Genomic DNA, 21,061 nt, shown 5'->3' with positions numbered 1-21,061 from the left:
GGCCGTCACATCCTGAACAGGCCGAAGGCCGGCTCGGGCAGCGGGGCGCGTGAGCACACGTCGAGCGCGAGAGCGAGCACGGTGCGGGTGTCGGCGGGGTCGATGATGCCGTCGTCCCAGAGGCGCGCGCTCGAGTAGTACGGGTCGCCCTGCCGCTCGTATTGCTCGAGGATGGGGGCGCGGAACGCGGCCTCCTCGTCGGCCGACCAGTCTTCGCCGCGCGCCTGACGCGTGTCGCGGGTGACGGTGGCGAGAACGGATGCCGCCTGCGCCCCGCCCATGACCGAGATACGCGCGGCCGGCCACATCCACAGGAATCGGGGCGAATACGCGCGACCACACATCGAGTAGTTGCCGGCCCCGAACGAGCCGCCGATGACGACGGTGAGTTTCGGCACACGGCAGGTGGCGACGGCGGTCACCATCTTCGCGCCGTGCTTGGCGATGCCGCCGGCCTCCGCATCCGTGCCCACCATGAAGCCCGAGATGTTCTGCAGGAAGACGAGCGGGATGCCGCGCTGGTCGCACAGTTCAATGAAGTGCGCGCCCTTCAGCGCAGACTCGCTGAAGAGCACGCCGTTGTTCGCGACGATACCGACGGGATGACCCTCGATGTGCGCAAAGCCGGTGACGAGCGTGGCGCCGTACTCGGCCTTGAACTCGTGGAATTCGCCGGCATCGACCAGCCGCGTGATCACCTCGTGCACGTCGTAGGGCTGCTGCACGTCGACCGGCACGAGGTCGGCCAAAGTCTCGGTGGGCACGGCGGGGTCGGCGGGCGGGCGCATCGCCCACGCTCGCGGCTCGGGCTCGGGAAGCGTCGAGACGATCCGCCGCACGATCTCGAGCGCGTGCTCGTCGTCGTCGGCGAGGTGGTCGGTCACACCGGAGACGCGCGCGTGCAGCTCTCCCCCGCCCAGCTCCTCGGCGGTCACGACCTCGCCGATCGCCGCCTTCACGAGAGGCGGGCCGCCGAGGAAGATGGTGCCCTGCCCGCGCACGATCACCGTCTCGTCGCTCATCGCGGGTACGTACGCACCGCCCGCCGTGCACGAGCCGAGCACCGCCGCGATCTGCGGGATGCGCGCGGCCGACATGCGCGCCTGGTTGTAGAAGATGCGGCCGAAGTGCTCGCGGTCGGGGAACACCTCGTCCTGCATCGGCAGGAACGCGCCGCCGGAGTCGACGAGGTACACGCACGGCAGCCGGTTCTCGAGCGCAATCTCCTGCGCCCGCAGGTGCTTCTTGACCGTCATCGGGTAGTAGGTGCCACCCTTGACGGTTGCATCGTTGCTGATCACGAGCACGTGCCGGCCGTGTACGAGGCCGATGCCCGCGATGACACCGGCGGCCGGGCTCGCGTCGTCGTACATGCCCCACGCGGCGAGCGGTGCGATCTCGAGAAACGGGCTGCCGTTGTCGAGCAGCCGGTCGATGCGCTCGCGCGGCAGCAGCTTGCCGCGCTCGAGGTGACGCTGCCTGCTTCGCTCCGGCCCGCCGAGGGCGACCTGCGCCAGGCGCCGGTGCAGCTCGTCGACCAGGGTGCGCTGCGTCACGTCATCACCGCTTTCGGTTAATGGTTCTTAACTCACTCCACACGTTAGTATTCATTAACCGAAATGTCGAGAGCGAGCGAGGCAAGCGGATGCGCCACGAGGCGGTCGGAACGGAGTCGTCTGGCACGGCGGCTGACCTTGCCGAACCCCTCACCCCCCGCGGCGCGGCCAAGGCCACGAGGCGCCGCACCCTGCTCGACGCGGCCGCGGGGCTCTTCGCCCGCCGCGGTTTCAACGGCGTCACGATGGATGAGCTCGGCATGGCTGCGGGCGTGAGCGGGCCTGCGGTGTACCGCCACTTCGCCGGCAAGCAGGCCGTGCTCGCCGCGCTGCTCGTGGGTGTGAGTGAGGATCTGCTCGCGGGCGGAACCGACGTCGTCGAGCGCGCGCCGGATCCGCACGAGGCGCTGCACGCGCTGATCCGCTTCCACGTTGCCTTCGCCCTCGGCAAGCCCGACGTCATTCGCGTGCAGGACCGCGACCTCGACAGCCTCGCGGTGCCAGAGCGCCGGGCCGTTCGCAGCCTGCAACGCCGCTACATCGAGCTGTGGATGGGCGTTCTCGCCCAGCTGAGGCCCGAACTCGCACCCGAGCAGCTGCGCTTCCGCGTGCAGGCGACGTTCGGCCTCATCAACTCGACGCCGCACAGCGTGGGGCTGCGGGCGCGTTCAGACGACGCCGCGGCCGTGCGGCCCGTGCTCGAGCAGATGGCGTGGGCGGGCCTGAGCGGCTGACACGCTGAGCGGCTGACACGCTGAGCGGCTGACACGCTGAGCGGCTGAACGCTGAGCGGCTGAACGCTGAGCGGCTGGCGCGAACGCTGAGCGGATCAGCTCTCAGACGTGCAGATGCAGAGCTCGTTGCCCTCCACGTCGGCCAGAACCCACCAGCTCGGCGCGTGCTCGTCGGTCACCAGGGTGCCGCCGTTCTCGAGCACCGAGCGCACACGCTCTTCGGCCTCGACGCTCGGCACGTATACGTCGAGGTGGATGCGATTGCGGTCGGTGCGCGGCGGGTCCATGTGCTGGAACCAGATGGCCGGGCCGACTCCCCGCGGGTCCACCAGCGTGATCTCACCGTTGTCTTCTGGCTGCTCCGCGTAGTCCATTGCGGCACGCCAGAACGGGCGGATGCGCTCGGCATCGACCGTGTCGATGCCCAGCTCGTAGCCGGACGGGTGCACGTGCTCGGTGGTCGCGCCGGCGGCATCCGCAAGGCCCTGGATTCTCTCTGCCAGCTCGATGTCGCGATCGGTGACACCGCCCTCGTCGTGCGAGCTGAGCTCGACCCCGACCGAGCCGTAGCCGAGCCGCACGTCGGGGTGGTGGTTCATGGCGTCGGCTTCGACGGCGATCGAGGCAACGAGGGCGGCTGCCGTGGCGAAGTCGCTCGTCGAGTACGTGGCGTGCAGGGCGCCGGCAAGGTGCACGAAGACCGTCGACTCGAGGCGGTCACTTGTCTCCTGCGGGGTAAGAGTGGTCATGGCTCCACTCTCCCCCAGCGGTGCGCGGGAGTCCAGACCCGCCGGACCGTGACCCGGGCCGCTGGGAACACGGCCCGCCCCCTCAACCCTGGCGATGAGGCTAGATCATGGCGATGAGACGAGCCGGATCGGAGAGGATGCGTCCGACATCCGCAAGGAAGCGGGAACCCTGCTCGCCGTCGACCAGGCGGTGGTCGAACGAGAGAGCCAGAGTCACGACGCTGCGCAGCGCGATGCCGCCCTCGTGCTCCCACGGTTGGCGCCGCACGGCCCCGAGGGCGAGAATGGCCGCCTCGCCCGGGTTCAGGATGGGCGTGCCGGCGTCGACGCCGAACACGCCGACGTTCGTGATGGAGATGGTGCCGCCGGCCAGATCTTCGGGGCCCGTGCGGCCGGCCTTCGCCGTCGTCACGAGGTCGGTGAGCGCGTCGGCGAGTTCGGCCAGGGTGAGGGCCTCGGCGTTCTTGATGTTTGGCACCATGAGCCCGCGCGGGGTCGCTGCCGCGATGCCGAGATTGACCGTTCCGAACTGCACGATCTCGCCCGCCTCCTCATCCCAGTGCGCGTTGACGGCGGGGGTGCGGGAGATCGCGAGACACACCGCCTTCGCCACTGCCGTGAGGACGGTGACGCGATGGCCTGCGAGCTCGCCAGAGCCCTGGAGGCGGGTCAGCAGGTCGAGCGTCGGGGTGACGTCGATCGTGAGGAACGTCGTGACGTGCGGGGCGGTGAAAGCGCTGCGCACCATCGCGTCGGCGGTGTGGCGGCGCACGCCGGTGATGGGGGTGCGGGTTTCGATACGCTCGTGCTGCAAGCTGCTCGACCGGCGTGCGGGGTGGGTTTCGAGACGCTCGCTGCGCGAACTCCCGGGCCCGCCTGTGGGCGGGGTGTGGGGGCGGCGGGTAGGGCGTGCGCCGGTCTCGGCCTTTGCGCCGTAGCCGACGAGGTTGGGCAGCGGGGAGTCGTCGGCGGGAGGAGCGGCCGCGGGTTCTGCGGCCTGAGACTCTGCCGCCGCGGATGCTGCCGCGGCGGGCGCTGCCGTCGGGGGTGCGGTGGCTGGGGGTGCGGCGGCCGGGGGTGCTGCCGCGGGCGGGGGCGTCTCACCGGCATCCGCCGTCTCGTCGATGTCGAAGGCGAGCAGCTTTTCGCCGACGCCCACCGTGGTGCCGGGCTCGACGTAGAGGCGGGAGACGACGCCCGCGTATGGCGAGGGCAGTTCGACGAGCGCCTTCGCCGTCTCGACATCGGCGATGGACTGGTTGAGCGAGACCCGGTCGCCGACGCGCACGTTCCAGGCGACGAGCTGCGACTCGGTGAGGCCCTCGCCGAGGTCGGGCAGCATGAAGTCCTTCGTCGCGGTCGTCATGCCACCACCCCCGTCAGCGAGTTGGCGCGGCCAAGGGCGCGATCGACGCCATCGAGGATGCGGTCGAGGTCGGGCACGTGCTGCATCTCGAGCTTCGCCACTGGGTAGGGAATGTCGAAGCCGGTCACGCGCACCGGGGCGTGGGCGAGCGTGTCGAAGCAGCGCTCGGTCACGAGGGCGGCGACCTCGGCGCCCAGGCCGCCGGACTGCGCGGCCTCGTGCGCAACGACGAGCCTGCGCGTCCTGGCCACCGAGGCCACGAGGGTGTCCACGTCGATGGGCGAGAGCGAACGCAGGTCGACGACTTCGATCGAGACGCCCTCGTCCGATGCGGCGATGGCCGCGTCGCAGGCGGTTGCGACCATGGGACCGTAGGCGACGAGGGTCACGTCAGTGCCGGGCACGACCACGCGCGCACGATCCATGGGCGTCGCGGCCGACAACGCGGCATCCGTGTCGACCTCGCCCTTCACGTGGTAGCGGCGCTTGGGCTCGAAATAGAGCACGGGGTCGTCCGAGGCGGTGGCCTGGCGGATCACCGTGAAGGCGTCCTGGGGCGTCGAGACGGCGACCACGCGCAACCCGGCAGCGTGCGCGAAGTAGGCCTCTGGCGAGTCGGAGTGATGCTCGGCCGATCCGATGCCGCCGCCGAACGGCACGCGGATCGTGATGGGCATGCGCACGTTGCCCGCCGTGCGCGAGTGCATGCGCGCCACCTGGCTGACGATCTGATCGAACGCCGGGTAGATGAAGCCGTCGAACTGGATCTCACACACGGGCCGGTAGCCGCGGTAGGCGAGGCCGACGGCGGCACCGAGGATGCCGGATTCCGCGAGCGGGGTGTCCATGACGCGGCGCTGGCCGAACTCGCGCTGCAGCCCGTCGGTCACCCGGTAGACGCCGCCGAGCGTGCCGATGTCCTCCCCCATGAGCACGACCCGGTCGTCGTCGGTCATGGCCTGCTTCAGGCCCGCGTTGATCGCCTTCGCCATGGTGAGGGTCGTCATGATGCCGGCGCCTCGAACATGGCCAGGTAGCGCTCGTAGGCGTCGCGCTGGGCCGCGAGGCCGGAGTGCGGCTCGGCGTAGACGTGGTCGAAGACGGCGAGCGGCTCAGGATCGGCGAGCCCCATGCAGCCGGCCCGCACCTCGGCGGCGACACGGTCGGCGCTCTCGCCCACCGCGCGCTCACGCTCGCTCGTGAGGTCGCCGCTGGCACGCAGCAGTTCGGCGAGCCGGTCGATCGGATCCTTGGCGGCCCAGAGCGTCAGTTCGTCGGGGTCGCGATACCGGGTGGGGTCGTCGGCGGTCGTGTGCGGTCCCATGCGGTAGGTGACCGCCTCGATGAAGGTCGGCCCCTCGCCGCGCCGCGCCCGCTCAAGCGCCACGCGCGTGACCGCGAGCACCCCGAGCACGTCGTTGCCGTCGACGCGCACGGCGGGGATCCCGAAGCCAGGCGCTCGATCGGCGATGGCGCGCTGGGCCTGTAGCGTGACGGGCTCTGAGATGGCCCACTGATTGTTCTGGCAGAAGAAGACGACGGGGGTGCGGTAGGTCGCGGCGAAGACGAGCGCCTCGCTCACGTCGCCTTGGCTCGTCGCACCGTCACCGAAGTACGAGACGACGGCCGAGTCGACACCGTCGTTCTGCAGGCCGAGGCCGTAGCCGACGGCGTGCAGGGTCTGGGCGCCGATGATCACCTGCGGCGTCGCCATGCCCACGTCGTATGGGTTCCAGCCGGATGCCGCCGTTCCGCGCCACACGCGCATGAGGTCGGTTGGCGCAACACCGCGGCAGTACGCGACCGCGTTCTCGCGGTAGGTGGAGAAGACGAAGTCATCGTCGCGCAGTGCCCGAGCGGACCCGACCTGCGCGGCCTCCTGGCCGAGCAACGGCGGCCAGAGCCCCAGCTGTCCCTGGCGCTGCAGTGCGGTCGCCTCGGTGTCGATCCGGCGCACCACGACCATGTCCTCGAAGAGCGAGAGCAGTTGCTCGCTCGTGACGTCAGCAACCCACGGCGAGTACTGCGGGTCGTCGATGCGGGTTCCGCTCGCGGTGATGAGCTGCACAACGTCAGAGGTATCCGACGCCGCCCTGCCCGTGTGCTCCGGCAGGTCTGCGGCGCCCAGGCGCTCCTTGGCCGTCCCACTCCACACTGTCTCGGTCGACATTCGTCCACGCAACCTTTGCTGTCGCGATGACGGTCACGGCCGCTTGTGGCGCCCGCGCCCGACCCTCGGCCTCGTCGCCGAAAGTGCCCTCAGGCTACGCGCGCACATCAGCGTGTACAAGAGAAGCGGATGCCGGTGCGCAATCTGCTCACCACCGGCACTCCCGGCCGCGCTCATCCGGTCACTTTGCGCAGTCGCCGTTCGCCACCGGTCACCCGTCTCGCTTAAGCGGTCCCGGGACCCGAAACAGCGTCCCGGGACCACTTACAGGGGGTCCGGGAACCAATTTCGGGTCCCGGGAGCCTCGAGAAGGAAGGAAGACGCGCGGGTTAACGAGCGGATGCCCACCCCGGCAGTGCGGGGCGGGCATCCGTTGTGGATCTCAGTGTTACGCGTCGGCGCCCTCAGCCGGTTCCGTCGCGCCTTCGGGCTTTGCGTCGCTGCCGGACTCGTCGGCGATGACCGGCGCGAGCGACAGCTTGCCGCGGTCGTCGATCTTCGTGATCTCCACGAGGATCTTCTGGCCGACACCGAGCACGTCGTCTACGTTCTCGACACGCTTGCCGCCGGCGAGCTTGCGCACCTCAGAGATGTGCAGCAGGCCGTCCTTGCCGGGCAGCAGCGAGACGAACGCGCCGAAGGCGGCGATCTTCACGACCGTTCCGAGGAACTGCTCGCCGACCTCCGGGTTCGTCGGGTTGGCGATGGCGTTGACCTGCGCGCGCGCCGCCTCAGCCGAGGGGCCGTCGACCGCACCGATGTACACGGTGCCGTCTTCCTCGATCGAGATGTCGGCACCGGTCTCGTCCTGAATGGCGTTGATCGTCTTGCCCTTCGGGCCGATCAGCTCGCCGATCTTGTCGACGGGGATCTGCACGCTGATGACGCGGGGGGCGGTAGGCGCCATCTCGTCAGGCTGGTCGATCGCGGCGTTCAGCACCGAGAGGATCGTCGTACGCGCATCCTTCGCCTGCTTCAGCGCGGCATCGAGCACCGACGACGGGATGCCGTCGAGCTTCGTGTCGAGCTGGATGGCGGTGACGAACTCGCTCGTGCCTGCAACCTTGAAGTCCATGTCGCCCAGGGCGTCTTCGGCACCGAGGATGTCGGTGAGCGCCGCGTAGCGGGTCTCGCCGTCGACGGTGTCGGAGACGAGGCCCATGGCGATGCCGGCGACCGGGGCGCGCAGCGGCACGCCGGCGTTCAGCAGCGACAGGGTCGATGCGCAGACGGAACCCATCGACGTGGAGCCGTTGGAGCCCAGCGCCTCGGAGACCTGGCGGATGGCGTACGGGAACTCCTCGCGGCTCGGCAGCACCGGCGCGAGCGCGCGCTCGGCGAGGAAGCCGTGCCCGATCTCGCGGCGCTTCGGGCTGCCGACACGGCCGGTCTCACCGGTCGAGTACGGCGGGAAGTTGTAGTGGTGCAGGTAGCGCTTCTTGGTGATCGGGCTCAGCGAGTCGATCTGCTGCTCCATCTTCAGCATGTTGAGCGTGGTGACACCCAGGATCTGGGTCTCGCCGCGCTGGAAGATGGCGGAGCCGTGCACGCGCGGGATGACCTGCACCTCGGCGTCGAGCGGGCGGATATCCGCAAGCCCACGACCGTCCATGCGAACGCCGTCACGAAGGATGCGTCCTCGCACGACGACCTTGGTGACCGCTTTGTACGCGGCCGACACCTCGCCGTTCGCGGACTCGGGCAGCTCGCCCGCCGCGACCTTGCCCGCGATGAACTCCTTGGCACGCGCCTTGAGCGCGTCATCCGCGTCCTGACGCTCGATCTTGGCGGCGATCTGGTACACCTGCACGAGCTCGTCGTAGGCGAACCCGGCGACGGCGTCGTAGGTCTCCTGCGCGTACGGCAGGAAGACGGGGTACTCGACGAGCGGCTTCGCGGCCTGGCGTGCGAGCTCGGCCTGCGCGTCGACCAGCTGGCGAATGAACGGCTTCGCAGCCTCGAGGCCCTCGGCCACGACGTCTTCGCTCGGCTTGGTGGCGCCGCCCTTGATCAGGTTCCAGCTGTTCTCGGTGGCCTCGGCCTCGACCATCATGATCGCGACGTCGTCGTTGCCGTTGTTGTCTGTGACGACGCGGCCGGCGACGACGAGGTCGAAGACGGCCTCCTGCACCTGCTCGTGGTTCGGGAAGACGACCCACTGGTCGTCGGCCTTCGACGCGCCGGGGATGAGCGCGAGGCGCACGCCGGCGATCGGGCCTGAGAAGGGCACGCCCGAGATCTGGCTCGAGGCGGATGCCGCGTTGATCGCGAGCGAGTCGTAGTACTCACCCGGTGCGATCGAGAGCACCGTGATGACGACCTGAACCTCGTTGCGCAGCCCCGTCACGAACGACGGGCGGAGCGGGCGGTCGATCAGGCGGCAGACGAGGATGGCCTCGGTCGAGGGGCGGCCCTCGCGGCGGAAGAACGAGCCGGGGATCTTGCCCGCGGCGTAGCTGCGCTCTTCGACGTCGATGGTGAGCGGGAAGAAGTCGAAGTTGTCCTTCGGCTGCTTTCCGATGCTCGTGGCGGAGAGGAGCATGGTGTCCTCATCGAGGTAGGCGGCGACCGCGCCCTGGGCCTGCTGCGCGAGGCGGCCGGCCTCGAACCGGACCGTGCGCTTGCCGAACTTGCCGTTGTCGAGAACGGCCTCGGCGAACTTGATTTCTGGACCCTCCATAGGGGGGTTTCTCCTTACGTTGTTCTCTTCTCGCCATAACCGGCGCGAAGCACCGCACCCCGTGTGGGCGCGGCTCGTCAAGGAGCAGGAGCGGGCAGGAAGGGGCGCTCGCCCGAGAGGGCGGTAGGCGCTTTGGCTTCTGCTCTGGCCAACAGTAGAAATACACCGTTCGAGACGGGATATCACCACCGATGACCAGCTTCGTGCCGGCCTGCTCCGTTATGTAATGCTCGGTATTCGATTGTCTGGCGACCGGATGGCCCGGTCAACCGTGAAAAGACTACCAGAGTGGCCTGTGCGAACCCCGGTATTGCGGCTCAGGCCGTGCGTGTGCTCCTCGCCGTCGGCCGCCAGGTGAGGATCAGCCCGACGAAGACGCCGAGCGCGCCGCCCGTGGTGTTCGAGATGATGTCCCGCACATCCAACACTCGACCAGGGATCGACAGCTGGGCGCTCTCGATGCCCGCGGTGAGGGCGAACGCGAGGAAGATCGACAGCCACCAGTAGCGCCGCCCGAGCAGCAGCAGGAAGAACAGGCCGACGGGAAAGAACATCGCCATGTTCGCGCCGAACTCGAGTCGGGAATAGGTGATCCACGAGGTCGCGTCGTATTGCTGCAGGACGCGCAGCAACTGCCACAGCCAGCTGTCGTGAGCCGTGTCGACGGGCTGCGGGCCAAGCGTCAGCCATCCGACGAACGCGAGGTATGCCACCGTGATGAGCGCGAGCACGGGGTGGCGATGCAGCATGCTGCCATGATGCCGCATGCCGCTGTGCGGATGCCGCGCTACTGCGCCTGGAATCCGCCGATCGGGCTGAAGGAGCGGTCGAGGGTGAACGGATCCCGCACCTGGGTGCTGCGCTCGGAGGCGGCCACGAGCGGCGCCAGCTCGCCGGCCGCGCGTTCGATCCGGTCCGGCAGCGTGCTGCCGGCATCCGCCCCGCTGCCCCAATCCTCCGACGCGGCGAACACGCCGGTGGGCACCACGGTCGCGTGCAGGTAGGTGAACATGGGCCGCAGCGCGTAGTCGAGGGCGAGCGAGTGGCGCGGAGTTCCCGCCGTGGCGCCGATGAGAACGGGCATGCCGGCCATGGCCTGGTTGTCGATGACATCGAAGAACGACTTGAACAGGCCGCTGTAGCTCGTGGTGAAGATGGGCGTGACCGCGATGAGTCCGTCTGCGCCAGTCACCTTCTCGATGACCGCCTCGAGCTTCGCGCTCGGAAACCCGGTGAGCATGTTGTTCATGATGTCCTGGGCGACATCGCGCAGCTCGAACGTCGACGCCTCGACCTCGTAGCCCTGCTCTTCGAGTCGCGAGATGGTGGCCGCCGCGAGCCGGTCGGCAAGCATGCGTGTGGACGACGGCTGGCTGAGACCGGCCGAGACGACGGCGAGCGTGCGCTTCTTCGTGGCCGAGAGTCCGGTCATCGTGCCACCTCCGAGGGGTTGTGAGCGGATGCCGCGGGCGCGTCTGCGGCGTCGGCGGTCTCGGTGCGCTCCCCCGCTGTGTCGCTCGCCGCCGTGTCGCTCGCCGCCGTGTCGCTCGCCGCCGTGCGCTCGGCCGCAGCAACGAGTGACGCGTGCGTGGGCGCGTCGGGGACCTCGGCGGGCCGGTTCTTCGCAAACTCGCGTCGGAGCACCGGCACGACCTCCTCACCGAGCAGGTCGAGCTGCTCGAGCACCGTCTTCAGGGGCAGGCCGGCGTGGTCCATGAGGAAGAGCTGGCGCTGGTAGTCGCCCACGTAGTCGCGGAAACCGAGCGTGCGGTCGATGACCTGCTGAGGGCTGCCGACTGTGAGCGGAGTCTCGGCGGTGAACTCTTCGAGACTCGGTCCGTGGCCGTAGACCGGGGCGTTGTCGAAGTACGGGCGGAACTCGCGAACGGCATCCTGCGAATTCTTGCGCATGAAGACCTGGCCGCCGAGACCCACGATGGCCTGCGCGGCCGTGCCGTGGCCGTAGTGCTCGAAGCGCTGACGGTAGAACGCGATCATCTTCGCGGTGTGCGACGCCGGCCAGAAGATGTGGTTCGAGAAGAATCCGTCGCCGTAGAAGGCGGCCTGCTCGGCGATCTCGGGGCTGCGGATGCTGCCGTGCCAGACGAACGGCGGCACGCCATCGAGCGGGCGCGGCGTGGCGGTGAAGCCCTGCAGCGGCGTGCGGAACTGGCCCTGCCAGTCGACGACCTCTTCGCGCCACAGCCTGTGCAGCAGCGCGTACTTCTCGATGGCGAGCGGGATGCCCTGGCGAATATCCTCGCCGAACCACGGGTACACGGGGCCCGTGTTGCCGCGGCCCAGCATGATGTCGACGCGACCGTCGGCGATGTGCTGCAGCACCGAGAAGTCCTCGGCGATCTTCACCGGGTCGTTGGTGGTGATGAGCGTGGTCGAGGTGCTGAGAAGGATGCGCTCGGTCTTCGCCGCCAGGTAGCCGAGCGTCGTCGTCGGGCTGGACGGAATGAACGGCGGGTTGTGGTGCTCGCCCGTCGCGAACACGTCGAGGCCGACCTCCTCGGCCTTCTGCGCGATCGCGAGCGTGGCCTTGATGCGCTCGTGCTCGCTCGGCGTGCGGCCCGTCGTCGGGTCGGTGGTGACGTCTCCGACCGTGAAGATTCCGAATTGCATGTCCGCCATCGTCCTGCCCTCTTACTCGCGTCTTTCGTGTCGCTCCGCGACCTTCATTATTCCATGCGTTTGCATGTATCTGGTCTATGTAACGAATGCGCCGTGCTGGTATTCCCACCCGCCCACCCGTCGCTCGGCTTCGTATTCCCTGCCGTTCCGCGTCCTGTGGGTCACGCGAGGGCGAGCGCCGCGAGGGCCGCGTCGTGCAGGGCGAACCCGTACGAGGCGCCATGCCCGGCCGCGTGCACCGCCAGCGGGTGCAGCTGATGCAGCGGCACGCGCTCGCGCCACCCGGCGGCGAGGGGCGACGCCTCGTCGTAGGCCGCGAGCACGTCGTCCAGGTACGGGCAGCCGAAGAGGGCGAGCATCGCGAGGTCGGTCTCGCGGTGCCCGCCGTGCGCGGCCGGGTCGATGAGAACAACCCCGTCGACGCCCCAGAGCACGTTGCCGTTCCAGAGGTCGCCATGCAGCCGGGCCGGCGGTTCGTCATCGTCGAACGCACCGCCGGCGATCAGCTCACATGCCTCGCGGATGTCGCGGGCCTGCCGCCGATCGACGGTGCCCGCCGCCTCGGCCGCCGCCAGGAACGGCAGCACCCGGTCGCGGGCGTAGAACGCACCCCACGAGTGCTCGTGCACGGCGGGCATCTCGCGACGACCGATGTAGAGCGGGCCGTCCCAGCCCTCGGGCGGCGCCCCGAAGGCGTCGGCACCGGCCGCGTGCGTGTGCGCGAGTGCCGCGCCGAACCGGCGCGCCGCATCCGCTCTCGGTTGCGTCTCGGGGACGCGTTCGAGAACGATTCGGCCGGGCTCAACCTCAATGACGTCGGCCGTGCGCACTCCGTGCGCGTCGGCGAGCCAGCTGAGCCCGGCGGCCTCGGCCTCGAAGAAGCCCGGCGGTGCATCGGCCCTGGTCTTCGTGAGAGTGTGACTGTCCACGAGGTCCACTATGCGCCCGTGGCCGCCCGGGCCGACCACCGGGCACGCAAAAGGCCGCCACCGAATAGGTGACGGCCCTTGCAAGAAGTTCGCGTTGTCGAACGAAGATCCCGTGGGGAAGACCCGTGGGAACCGCTCGCGCGGCTTACCGTGAGACTAGCGACGCAGTCCGAGGCGCTCGATGAGCGAGCGGTAACGGCTGATGTCGATGTCTGCCAGGTAGCCGAGCAGGCGGCGACGCTGACCGACCAGAAGAAGCAGGCCACGACGCGAGTGGTGGTCGTGCTTGTGCTCCTTGAGATGCTCGGTGAGGCCCGTGATCCGCTTGGTCAGGATTGCCACCTGAACCTCAGGGGATCCGGTGTCACCGGGGTGGGTCGCGTACTCTTCGATGATCGCCTTCTTGACATCTGCTTCAAGTGCCATAGATTCGATCCCCTTTCTCTCGCTGCGCGGTGCCCGTCGGCAGGATGCCGGAGCTCTCTTTATCCGCGGCCGTTCACACGGCAACTGCACGAGTTTAGCACCCGCACGAGGCGTTCCTCGGCGGGCGGTTCGTCACGCGGCCCGGGAGCCGGAAACGAGATCTCCGAGAACGGTACTAATCGGCTGCGCGGGGCGGCCGAGCACCTGCTCGAGCGCAGGATCGGTGACGGCGAACTCACCGTTCCGGGAGCCGAGGAACATTCCAAGGAGCAGCCGAGCTTGAGCCACGGGAACACCGTGACCGATCAGGCTCAGAACCCACTCTTCATCTTCGACCACGACCCGGCGAATACTGCGGCCAGTCAACTCCGTGAGCATCCGGGCGATGTCGTCAAGGTCGTGGGCGTCGCGGGCGGTCAGCGGCGGTGTCTCTCCGTCGCCGAGGAGGCTTGGGTCGGCGAGGATCGCTGCGTCGGCTTCGGCGAGGTCGGCATGGGTGGTCCAGGAGACAGGTCCATCTGCCGGCGCAACAATCTCCCCGGTCTGTAAGGCCTGGCCGAGCAGAAGCGGAACGGTCGACGCGTAGAACCCGTTGCGCAGCGTCGTGAACGGCGTCCCGAGCGTCGACAGATAGGCCGTCGTCGCCGCGTGGTCGAGCATGGGAGCGAACTCGGATTGCGCACTGACGCCCTGGTGGCTGGTGTAGAGCACGCGCTCTGCTCCCGCGTCTCGAGCGGCATCGATTGCCATGGCGTGCTGTGCGACCGCTTCACGTCCCGAGGAATTGGACGACACGATGAGCACTCGCTTCGCGCCTTCGAACGCGGAAGCCAGAGAGTCAGCGTCGTTGAAGTCTCCCCTGCGCACCCGGACGCCGCGGTCAGCGAGATCGCGGGCCTTCTCAGTGTTGCGAACGCTGACCCCGACGTGCTCGGCAGGAACGTGTCTGAGCAGTTGCTCCACAACCTGAGAACCCAGTTGTCCTGTTGCACCGGTGATGACAATCATGTTCAATCCCTTCGATTTCCATTGGAACGCAAATAACGTTAGCAGCGATATATACCGTGATAACGCATTCTTGTTACCATCGATGCATGGAGAGCGATATGGGCGGGCGTGGCGACGACAGAAATCGCACGCGCGCCGACATCGTCGACGTTGCCGCTCGGCTCATCAACGAAGGCGGCGTTGGCGCGGTGACGACGCGATCCGTCGCAGCGGCAGCCGGTGTGCAGGCGCCCACGATCTACCGGCTGTTCGGCGACAAAGAAGGCTTGCTCGATGCTGTAGCCGAGCACGTGTTCTCCGCGTACGTCGACACCAAACGATCGGGCGTGCAGACGGATGATGCGCTGGCGGACCTTGATCGCGGCTGGAGCACGCACGTCGGATTCGGCCTGGCCAATCCGGCCCTGTTCACGCTCCTTGCCGAGCCAGAACGCGGCAAGCGCCTGACCGCTTCGGCCGGTGGTATCGACATTCTTCGAGAACGGGTGCACCGGGTCGCGCTTGCCGGAAGACTCGCGGTCACCGAACGGCGCGCGGTCGACATGATCCACGCCGCCGGAACGGGTGTCGTACTCGCGCTGCTGGCCATGCCGATCGAGCGCCGCGACTCCGCTCTCGCCGATTCCATCTATGCCGCCATCAAGCGCGCCGTGCTGACCGATGTCGACGACGCACCGAGCGCTGGGATCAGCGCGGCAGCGATCGCGTTGCGCGCTGGACTTTCGGAAACCTCCGTGCTCAGCGAGGCAGAACGCGTTTTGATGGCGGAATGGCTCGACCGCATCGCCGCTGACTGAGCCGGGGAGCCGGGCTACGCGAGGGCCCCCTGCTACGCACCGTGACGCAATCCCTGCCATCCGCTTCGATGTGTGGCAGCCTGAGTGGTGCAGCGACCACGCGAAGCCTCGCGCCTGTCATGGGCATCGCTGCGGCACCGGCGCCTGGCGCCGGCATCCATCGAATACACGAAGTCGAACCGGCTACCAGCCGAGCCGGCCACCCGCTCAGACGGAGTCCCGTGCAGGCGGCTACCGGCCCACCGGCACGGCGGCCACACGACCCAGACGAAACGAGGCATCATGCTTGACAGCACTGACCGAATCCAGACATCGCACGCCGGCAGCCTGCCGCGCACCGCCGAACTCATCGCCGCGAACGACGCGCGCGGGTTCGAGGAAGACGGCTTCACTCTCGCCAGAACGCCCGAGTTCGATCGGCTCGAGCGCGAGGCCGTCGTCGACATCGTGGAGCGGCAGAAGCAGGCGGGCATCACGTTCCCGAACGACGGCGAGTTCGGCAAGGCCATGTCGGCCGCAATCGACTACGGCGCGTGGTGGACCTACTCGTTCCAGCGCACCGCGGGACTCGAACTCACCGACTACAACCCGATCATGGCGAAGCCCGTGCGCAGCGAGCCCGGAGCCGTGCGCCTCACCTCGTTCGCCGACCGCCGCGACTGGACCCGCTTCGCCGAGGCGTACCAGGACCCGACGAGCGGGATCGCGCTCGGGCGCAACGCCACCGCGTTCCCGACGGCGACCGGCCCCATCTCGTACATCGGGCACGACGCCATCGCCTCCGACATCGCGAACCTGAAGACGGCACTGGATGCCGCGGGCCTGACTGAGGGCTTCATCACCTCGCTCTCCCCCGGCTCGGCCAGCCGCATCGGCAACGAGCATTACGCCACCGAGGAAGAGTTCATCTGGGCGTGGGCCGACGTGATGCGCGAGGAGTACAAGGCCATCATCGACGCGGGTCTCGTAGTGCAGATCGACGACCCCTCGATCGCCGAGAACTGGGACCAGGTCAACCCCGAACCGAGCGTCGAGGACTACCGGGCGTTCACGCGCATCCGCGTTGAGGCTCTCAACCATGCGCTGCGGGGGCTGCCCGAAGAGCAGATCCGATTCCACCTCTGCTGGGGCAGCTGGCATGGCCCGCACACGACCGACATCGAACTGCGCCACATCGTCGATCTCATGCTCGAGATCAACGCCGGCGCCTACTCGTTCGAGGCCGCGAACGCCCGGCACGAGCACGAATGGCGCGTCTGGGAGGACGTGACGCTGCCCGACGGCAAGCTCATTCTGCCCGGCATCGTCAGCCACGCCACGAACGTGGTCGAGCACCCGGAACTCGTTGCCGAGCGCATCGAGCGGTTCGCCTCACTTGTCGGCCGCGAGCGCGTGATCGCCTCGACCGACTGCGGGCTGGGCGGGCGCATCCACCCTCAGATCGCGTGGGCCAAGCTCGAGACGCTCGGTAAGGGCGCCGAGATCGCGACGCAGCGGCTCTGGAAGTAGACGCCCTCAGACGGTGAGCAGCGTCTGCGTCTCGTAACCGCCCAGCCGGCCGCGCCCGCCGAGCCCCTCGAGCTCGAGTACAACCCCGAAACCCGCGACTGCGTAACCGGCCCGCTCGGTGAGGTGCGCGGCGGCGGCGAGCGTGCCGCCCGTCGCGAGCACGTCGTCGAGGATCAGCACGCGTGAGCCGGCAGGCAGGTGGCCGGGCTCGAGCTGCAGTTCGGCGCTGCCGTATTCGAGGTCGTAGCGCTCGGTGAGCACATTGCCGGGCAGCTTGCCCGGCTTGCGGATAATGACGAGGCCGGTGCCGGATGCGTAGGCGGCCGCAGCGGCCAGCACGAACCCGCGCGCCTCGACGCCGGCGACCGCGTCGAACCGCCCCTCGAACCGCTCGAGAAGCTCGTCGGTGATGGCGCGAAACGCCGGCGCGTCGGCGAAGACCGGGGCCAGGTCGCGGAACAGGATGCCGGGTTCCGGGAAGTCGGGGATCGTCGCGAGCAGCCGCTCGACGCTTGCGGAGGCGGAGGACGCGTCGGAAGCGGAGGCGCCGTCGAAGGTGGGGGCGGAGTCGGCGCCGGAGGCGGAATCGTCAGTCACGTCTCAACGTTAGACGCTGTGCCGGGCCGCGCCGCGCTGGTGCGCGGGCGCATCCGCTGCCGCTGCCGCACCCGCGGCCGCGCCCGGTACCGCACCCGCGGCCGCCACAGCCCACTGGCAGAATGGAGAATCATGCCGCACCGCCCAGGCACGCTCTCGTGACCGAGCCCGTCGAGATCGAGGCTCCGGTACGCAAACCCCTCTTCGTCGACCTCGCCCCCTTGCGCGAGAGCCCGGCCTTCGCGCGCCTGTGGATCGGCAGCTCGATCAGCGGCATCGGCTCGCAGCTCACCATCGTGGCGGTCGGTCTGCAGATCTACGACCTCACCGGCTCGACGCTCGCCGTCGCGCTCGTCGCGCTCTTCGCCCTCGGGCCCATGATCGTGTTCGGGCTCTACGGCGGCATGCTGGCCGACGCCTTCGATCGCCGTCGCATCGCCCTCGTCTCGGCCATCGTGGCGTGGAGTTCGACGGCCACCATCGCAGCACTCGCTTGGCTGCACGTGGAGTCCGTGTGGCCGCTGTACCTGCTCACGACGGTGAACGCCGTGGCTTCGACGGTGATCGGCAGCACGCGGGCGGCCATCCTGCCACGCCTGCTGCCGGCCCGGCTGCTGCCGGCCGCATCCGCCCTCACGGGCATCAGCTCGGGCGTCATGATCACGCTCGGTCCCGCGCTGGCGGGCGTGCTGGTGGCCAGCGTCGGCTATGGCTGGACCTACATGGTCGACGTCGTCCTGTTCGTCAGCGCGTTCCTCGGCATTGCGACACTGCCGTCAATCGTTCCCGAGGGCGACATCGTGAAGCCAGGGCTGCGTTCGCTGGCGGATGGGGCGCGCTTCCTTCGTCGCGCGCCCAACGTGCGCATGACCTTCATCGTCGACATCGTGGCCATGACCTTCGGGCAGCCGCGCGCGCTGTTCCCCGCCGTTGGCGCACTCGTGCTCGGCGGCGGCGCCGTCACGGTCGGCATTCTCACGGCGGCCTTCGCCATCGGCGCGCTCATCAGCAGCGTGTTCTCAGGGCCGCTCGGGCACGTGCGCAGGCAAGGTCGGGCGATCGGGCGGGCCATCACCGCATACGGGGCGTCGATCCTCGCGTTCGGGGCCGTTCTCGGCGTCATGCAGCTGGGCGGCATGACGCACGCGACGACGGACTTCGCCCGGGTCAGCGTGCCGGGACTCGCTCTCGCCACCCTCTTTCTCGCGGCGGCAGGCGCATCCGACAACGTGAGTGCGATCTTCCGCATGACGATCCTGCAGACCGCGGTGCCCGATGCGGTGCGCGGGCGCATCCAGGGCGTGTTCACCGTGGTCGTCACCGGAGGACCGCGCGTCGGAGATCTCTACGCGGGCATTCTGGCGACAGTGATCGCGCTGTGGTTCCCGCCGGCGCTCGGCGGGTTCGCGATCGTCGTGATCCTGGCGGTGCTCATGCGGGTGCAGCGCGGATTCCGCCAGTACGACTCGTTTGCGCCGGAGCCGTAGAAGGGGGGGGCGGTGTGCGCGGGGGGTTTCGAGACGGCGCTTCGCGCCTCCTCAACCCGCTGCAGGGATGGGTTTCGAGACGGCGCTTCGCGCCTCCTCAACCGGCTGCAGAGGTGGGTTTCGAGACGGCGCTTCGCGCCTCCTCAACCGGCAGAGGTCAGCTGACGCCGAGCAGGTCGATGACGAAGATGAGCGTCTGGCCGCCCAGCGGGTGGCCGCCGGCAGGGCCATACGCGAGGCTCGGCGGAACCGTCAGCTTGCGGCGGCCGCCGACCTTCATGCCGGGGATGCCCTCCTGCCAGCCGCGGATCAGGCTCGTCAGGGGGAAGTTGATGGACTGACCGCGGCTCCACGACGAATCGAACTCCTCGCCGGAGTCGTAGCCGACGCCCACGTAGTGCACGTTGACAGTCGAGCCGGGCGCCGCCTCGGCTCCCGAACCCGGCACGATGTCTTCGACGACGAGTTCGGCGGGTGCGGGGCCCTCGGGCGCTTCGATCTCGGGCTTCACGTTGGTTGAATCGCTCATGGGATCCATCCAACCCGGTTTCGCACCGCGACGCTAATCGAGCCTTCCCCCTCCCCCAGGCCCGTGAGAGGCCACCCCCAGACCCGTGAGAGGCCAAAAAACGCCCTTATGGCGGCGTCTTAAGGGCCGTTTTTGGCCTCTCGGCCGCGACCGCAGGGGTTGGTGTGAGCGGCATGGTCAGGGCGAGTGCGGTTGCTCATCGAATAGGCCTTGATTTCCTCGCGCGACTGTCGCACCCTAGTTAACAGGTCAGCTCGTCGTCCGGGAGAGTCGCAGGCATCGCCGCACCACCGGACGACGAGTCTTTTAACCAATGGATGGGCGCCTCACCAATGGATGGGGCGCCGCTCTCGCGACGCCCATCTCGCAGGTGGTCCGGCCCGCGCGTTAGCCGGACCCGACCACCTGGTCCGGCCCGGCCGACCGCGTCGACCTCCGCTCAGATGACGCCGAGCGCGAGCATGGCGTCGGCGACCCTGGTGAAGCCCGAGACGTTGGCACCGAGCACGTAGTTGCCCGGCTCGCCGTACTCCTCGGCCGTCGCGGCGCAGCTCTCGTGGATGTTGCGCATGATCTCGGCAAGGCGCTCCTCGGTGTACTCGAAGCTCCACGAATCGCGCGACGCGTTCTGCTGCATCTCGAGCGCCGACGTCGCGACGCCACCGGCGTTCGCGGCCTTGCCCGGCCCGAACAGCACATTGCCCTGCGAGAACACGCGCACCGCGCCCGGGGTCGACGGCATATTCGCGCCCTCGGCTACCGCGACGACGCCCGACTTCACGAGCACCTGCGCGTCTGCCTCGTCGAGCTCGTTCTGAGTGGCAGACGGCAGCGCGACGTCGATACGCGTCTCGTCGGCGATGCTCCAGATGCTGCCGCCGGCGCGGTACTCCGACGCGGCACCGCGGCGCTCGGCGTAGACGCTGAGGCGCCCGCGCTCGACCTCCTTCACCTGCTGAAGCAGCTCGAAGTCGAGCCCGTCCCTGTCGTACACGACGCCCGTCGAATCCGAGCACGCGACGACGGTTCCGCCGAGCTGGTGCACCTTCTCGATGGCGTAGAGCGCCACGTTGCCCGAGCCGGAGACGAGCACCTTCTTGCCGTCGAAGCTCTCGCCACGCGTGGCGAGCATCTGCTCGGCGAAGAATACGGCGCCGTAGCCGGTGGCCTCGGTGCGGGCTCGCGAACCGCCCCAGCCGACGCCCTTTCCGGTGAGCACGCCGGACTCGTAGCGGTTCGTGATGCGCTTGTACTGGCCGAAGAGGTAGCCGATCTCACGGCCGCCCACGCCGATGTCGCCGGCAGGCACATCCGTGTATTCGCCCAGGTGGCGGTACAGCTCGGTCATGAACGACTGACAGAAGCGCATGATCTCAAGCTCGCTCTTGCCCTTCGGGTCGAAGTCGCTGCCGCCCTTGCCGCCACCGATGGGCAGGCCGGTGAGGGCGTTCTTGAAGATCTGCTCGAAGCCGAGGAACTTGACGGTGCCGAGCGTGACGGACGGGTGGAACCGAAGCCCGCCCTTGTACGGGCCGAGAGCCGAGTTGAACTCCACACGGAAGCCGCGGTTGATGCGCGCATGGCCGGAGTCGTCGACCCACGGCACGCGGAAGATGATCTGACGTTCGGGTTCGCACAGTCGCTCGAGAATGGAGGCATCCGCGTATTGCGGGTGTTTTTCGATGACCTGGCCGAGTGATTCGAAAACCTCGCGGGCGGCCTGGTGGAATTCCGGCTCCCCCGCGTTGCGGCGAAGAACATCTTCGAAGAGCGATTCAATGCGAGCGTGTGGCACGGTGCGAACACAGCCTTTCTCCATAAGGGATGAGCATTGACGACTTTAGCGGATGCGCGAAAGAGCGCTTCGCGTGTGTCAGCGGCAGC

The 21,061-nt window shown here is 68.5% G+C and carries 19 protein-coding genes; 4 read left to right on the top strand and 15 right to left on the bottom strand.

Annotated features, from left to right (window positions below):
* Positions 1-5: 5 nt before the first annotated feature.
* On the bottom strand, positions 6-1,556 hold the full coding sequence (locus tag OSC27_RS03210) for a carboxyl transferase domain-containing protein (RefSeq protein ID WP_267179966.1): 1,551 nt from the start codon (positions 1,554-1,556) through the stop codon (positions 6-8).
* Between the two features lie 89 nt (positions 1,557-1,645).
* Between OSC27_RS03210 and OSC27_RS03205 the strand changes: the two genes are divergently transcribed.
* The gene (locus OSC27_RS03205; RefSeq protein ID WP_267179965.1) at positions 1,646-2,290 is read left to right on the top strand and encodes a TetR/AcrR family transcriptional regulator; all 645 of its coding nucleotides are present in this window, start codon (positions 1,646-1,648) and stop codon (positions 2,288-2,290) included.
* Between the two features lie 95 nt (positions 2,291-2,385).
* On the opposite strand, the gene OSC27_RS03200 is transcribed toward OSC27_RS03205, so the two are convergent.
* The 11 genes from OSC27_RS03200 to OSC27_RS03150 form a co-directional block, all read right to left on the bottom strand.
* Complete coding sequence (locus OSC27_RS03200; RefSeq protein ID WP_267179964.1) at positions 2,386-3,039, bottom strand: VOC family protein; 654 nt, start codon at positions 3,037-3,039, stop codon at positions 2,386-2,388.
* 100 nt (positions 3,040-3,139) lie between these two features.
* Complete coding sequence (locus OSC27_RS03195) at positions 3,140-4,405, bottom strand: dihydrolipoamide acetyltransferase family protein (RefSeq protein WP_267179963.1); 1,266 nt, start codon at positions 4,403-4,405, stop codon at positions 3,140-3,142.
* Positions 4,402-5,412 carry an alpha-ketoacid dehydrogenase subunit beta gene (locus tag OSC27_RS03190; RefSeq protein ID WP_267179962.1) on the bottom strand — a complete coding sequence of 337 codons (1,011 nt, stop codon included), beginning with the start codon at positions 5,410-5,412 and terminating at the stop codon, positions 4,402-4,404. The genes OSC27_RS03195 and OSC27_RS03190 overlap by 4 nt, the downstream gene beginning before the upstream one ends.
* Entirely contained in the window at positions 5,409-6,575 is a 1,167-nt protein-coding gene (gene pdhA / locus OSC27_RS03185) for a pyruvate dehydrogenase (acetyl-transferring) E1 component subunit alpha (RefSeq protein ID WP_267179961.1), read from the bottom strand. The genes OSC27_RS03190 and pdhA overlap by 4 nt, the downstream gene beginning before the upstream one ends.
* Before the next feature lie 388 nt (positions 6,576-6,963).
* Positions 6,964-9,255 carry a polyribonucleotide nucleotidyltransferase gene (locus OSC27_RS03180; RefSeq protein ID WP_267179960.1) on the bottom strand — a complete coding sequence of 764 codons (2,292 nt, stop codon included), beginning with the start codon at positions 9,253-9,255 and terminating at the stop codon, positions 6,964-6,966.
* A gap of 317 nt (positions 9,256-9,572) precedes the next feature.
* The gene (locus OSC27_RS03175) at positions 9,573-10,004 is read right to left on the bottom strand and encodes a VanZ family protein (RefSeq protein ID WP_267179959.1); all 432 of its coding nucleotides are present in this window, start codon (positions 10,002-10,004) and stop codon (positions 9,573-9,575) included.
* A gap of 38 nt (positions 10,005-10,042) precedes the next feature.
* Positions 10,043-10,687, bottom strand: coding sequence for an FMN reductase (locus tag OSC27_RS03170; protein ID WP_267179958.1), 645 nt, complete (start codon positions 10,685-10,687; stop codon positions 10,043-10,045).
* Complete coding sequence (locus OSC27_RS03165; RefSeq protein WP_267179957.1) at positions 10,684-11,886, bottom strand: LLM class flavin-dependent oxidoreductase; 1,203 nt, start codon at positions 11,884-11,886, stop codon at positions 10,684-10,686. The genes OSC27_RS03170 and OSC27_RS03165 overlap by 4 nt, the downstream gene beginning before the upstream one ends.
* A 170-nt stretch (positions 11,887-12,056) precedes the next feature.
* Complete coding sequence (locus OSC27_RS03160; protein WP_267179956.1) at positions 12,057-12,824, bottom strand: fructosamine kinase family protein; 768 nt, start codon at positions 12,822-12,824, stop codon at positions 12,057-12,059.
* Between the two features lie 156 nt (positions 12,825-12,980).
* A complete protein-coding gene (gene rpsO, locus OSC27_RS03155; protein WP_267179955.1) occupies positions 12,981-13,250 on the bottom strand; it encodes a 30S ribosomal protein S15 in 270 nt (89 codons plus the stop codon).
* 132 nt (positions 13,251-13,382) lie between these two features.
* The gene (locus OSC27_RS03150) at positions 13,383-14,258 is read right to left on the bottom strand and encodes an SDR family oxidoreductase (RefSeq protein WP_267179954.1); all 876 of its coding nucleotides are present in this window, start codon (positions 14,256-14,258) and stop codon (positions 13,383-13,385) included.
* 86 nt (positions 14,259-14,344) lie between these two features.
* Here OSC27_RS03150 and OSC27_RS03145 point away from each other — a divergent pair, with 86 nt between their 5' ends.
* Positions 14,345-15,055, top strand: a complete 711-nt coding sequence (locus OSC27_RS03145) for a TetR/AcrR family transcriptional regulator (protein WP_267179953.1) — start codon at positions 14,345-14,347, stop codon at positions 15,053-15,055.
* A 282-nt stretch (positions 15,056-15,337) separates the two neighbouring features.
* A complete protein-coding gene (locus tag OSC27_RS03140; protein WP_267179952.1) occupies positions 15,338-16,564 on the top strand; it encodes a cobalamin-independent methionine synthase II family protein in 1,227 nt (408 codons plus the stop codon).
* Between the two features lie 6 nt (positions 16,565-16,570).
* Here the strand turns inward: OSC27_RS03140 and OSC27_RS03135 are convergent, their stop codons facing one another.
* Entirely contained in the window at positions 16,571-17,065 is a 495-nt protein-coding gene (locus tag OSC27_RS03135) for an adenine phosphoribosyltransferase (protein ID WP_416348819.1), read from the bottom strand.
* 254 nt (positions 17,066-17,319) lie between these two features.
* Here OSC27_RS03135 and OSC27_RS03130 point away from each other — a divergent pair, with 254 nt between their 5' ends.
* Positions 17,320-18,648, top strand: a complete 1,329-nt coding sequence (locus tag OSC27_RS03130; RefSeq protein ID WP_267179950.1) for an MFS transporter — start codon at positions 17,320-17,322, stop codon at positions 18,646-18,648.
* A 157-nt stretch (positions 18,649-18,805) separates the two neighbouring features.
* Here OSC27_RS03130 and OSC27_RS03125 read toward each other — a convergent pair whose 3' ends face one another.
* Both OSC27_RS03125 and gdhA read right to left on the bottom strand, forming a co-directional pair.
* Positions 18,806-19,177 carry an FKBP-type peptidyl-prolyl cis-trans isomerase gene (locus OSC27_RS03125; RefSeq protein WP_267179949.1) on the bottom strand — a complete coding sequence of 124 codons (372 nt, stop codon included), beginning with the start codon at positions 19,175-19,177 and terminating at the stop codon, positions 18,806-18,808.
* 439 nt (positions 19,178-19,616) lie between these two features.
* The gene (gdhA, locus tag OSC27_RS03120; RefSeq protein ID WP_416348803.1) at positions 19,617-20,972 is read right to left on the bottom strand and encodes an NADP-specific glutamate dehydrogenase; all 1,356 of its coding nucleotides are present in this window, start codon (positions 20,970-20,972) and stop codon (positions 19,617-19,619) included.
* Positions 20,973-21,061 lie beyond the last annotated feature (89 nt).

Source organism: Microbacterium sp. STN6, from assembly GCF_026410545.1.
In the GTDB taxonomy this organism is placed as follows: Bacteria; Actinomycetota; Actinomycetes; order Actinomycetales; family Microbacteriaceae; genus Root112D2.
This window is presented reverse-complemented; position numbering and strand designations above follow the sequence as displayed.

Excerpts from the sequence above, each read along its gene's own strand:
- OSC27_RS03180 (WP_267179960.1), bottom strand. The coding sequence starts at position 9,255 with ATGGAGGGTCCAGAAATCAAGTTCGCCGAGGCCGTTCTCGACAACGGC.
- OSC27_RS03175 (WP_267179959.1), bottom strand. The coding sequence starts at position 10,004 with ATGCTGCATCGCCACCCCGTGCTCGCGCTCATCACGGTGGCATACCTC.
- OSC27_RS03165 (WP_267179957.1), bottom strand. The coding sequence starts at position 11,886 with ATGCAATTCGGAATCTTCACGGTCGGAGACGTCACCACCGACCCGACG.
- OSC27_RS03140 (WP_267179952.1), top strand. The coding sequence starts at position 15,338 with ATGCTTGACAGCACTGACCGAATCCAGACATCGCACGCCGGCAGCCTG.
- OSC27_RS03190 (WP_267179962.1), bottom strand. The coding sequence starts at position 5,412 with ATGACGACCCTCACCATGGCGAAGGCGATCAACGCGGGCCTGAAGCAG.
- rpsO (WP_267179955.1), bottom strand. The coding sequence starts at position 13,250 with ATGGCACTTGAAGCAGATGTCAAGAAGGCGATCATCGAAGAGTACGCG.
- OSC27_RS03205 (WP_267179965.1), top strand. The coding sequence starts at position 1,646 with ATGCGCCACGAGGCGGTCGGAACGGAGTCGTCTGGCACGGCGGCTGAC.
- OSC27_RS03150 (WP_267179954.1), bottom strand. The coding sequence starts at position 14,258 with ATGATTGTCATCACCGGTGCAACAGGACAACTGGGTTCTCAGGTTGTG.
- OSC27_RS03170 (WP_267179958.1), bottom strand. The coding sequence starts at position 10,687 with ATGACCGGACTCTCGGCCACGAAGAAGCGCACGCTCGCCGTCGTCTCG.
- OSC27_RS03200 (WP_267179964.1), bottom strand. The coding sequence starts at position 3,039 with ATGACCACTCTTACCCCGCAGGAGACAAGTGACCGCCTCGAGTCGACG.
- OSC27_RS03145 (WP_267179953.1), top strand. The coding sequence starts at position 14,345 with ATGGAGAGCGATATGGGCGGGCGTGGCGACGACAGAAATCGCACGCGC.
- OSC27_RS03125 (WP_267179949.1), bottom strand. The coding sequence starts at position 19,177 with ATGAGCGATTCAACCAACGTGAAGCCCGAGATCGAAGCGCCCGAGGGC.
- OSC27_RS03195 (WP_267179963.1), bottom strand. The coding sequence starts at position 4,405 with ATGACGACCGCGACGAAGGACTTCATGCTGCCCGACCTCGGCGAGGGC.
- pdhA (WP_267179961.1), bottom strand. The coding sequence starts at position 6,575 with ATGTCGACCGAGACAGTGTGGAGTGGGACGGCCAAGGAGCGCCTGGGC.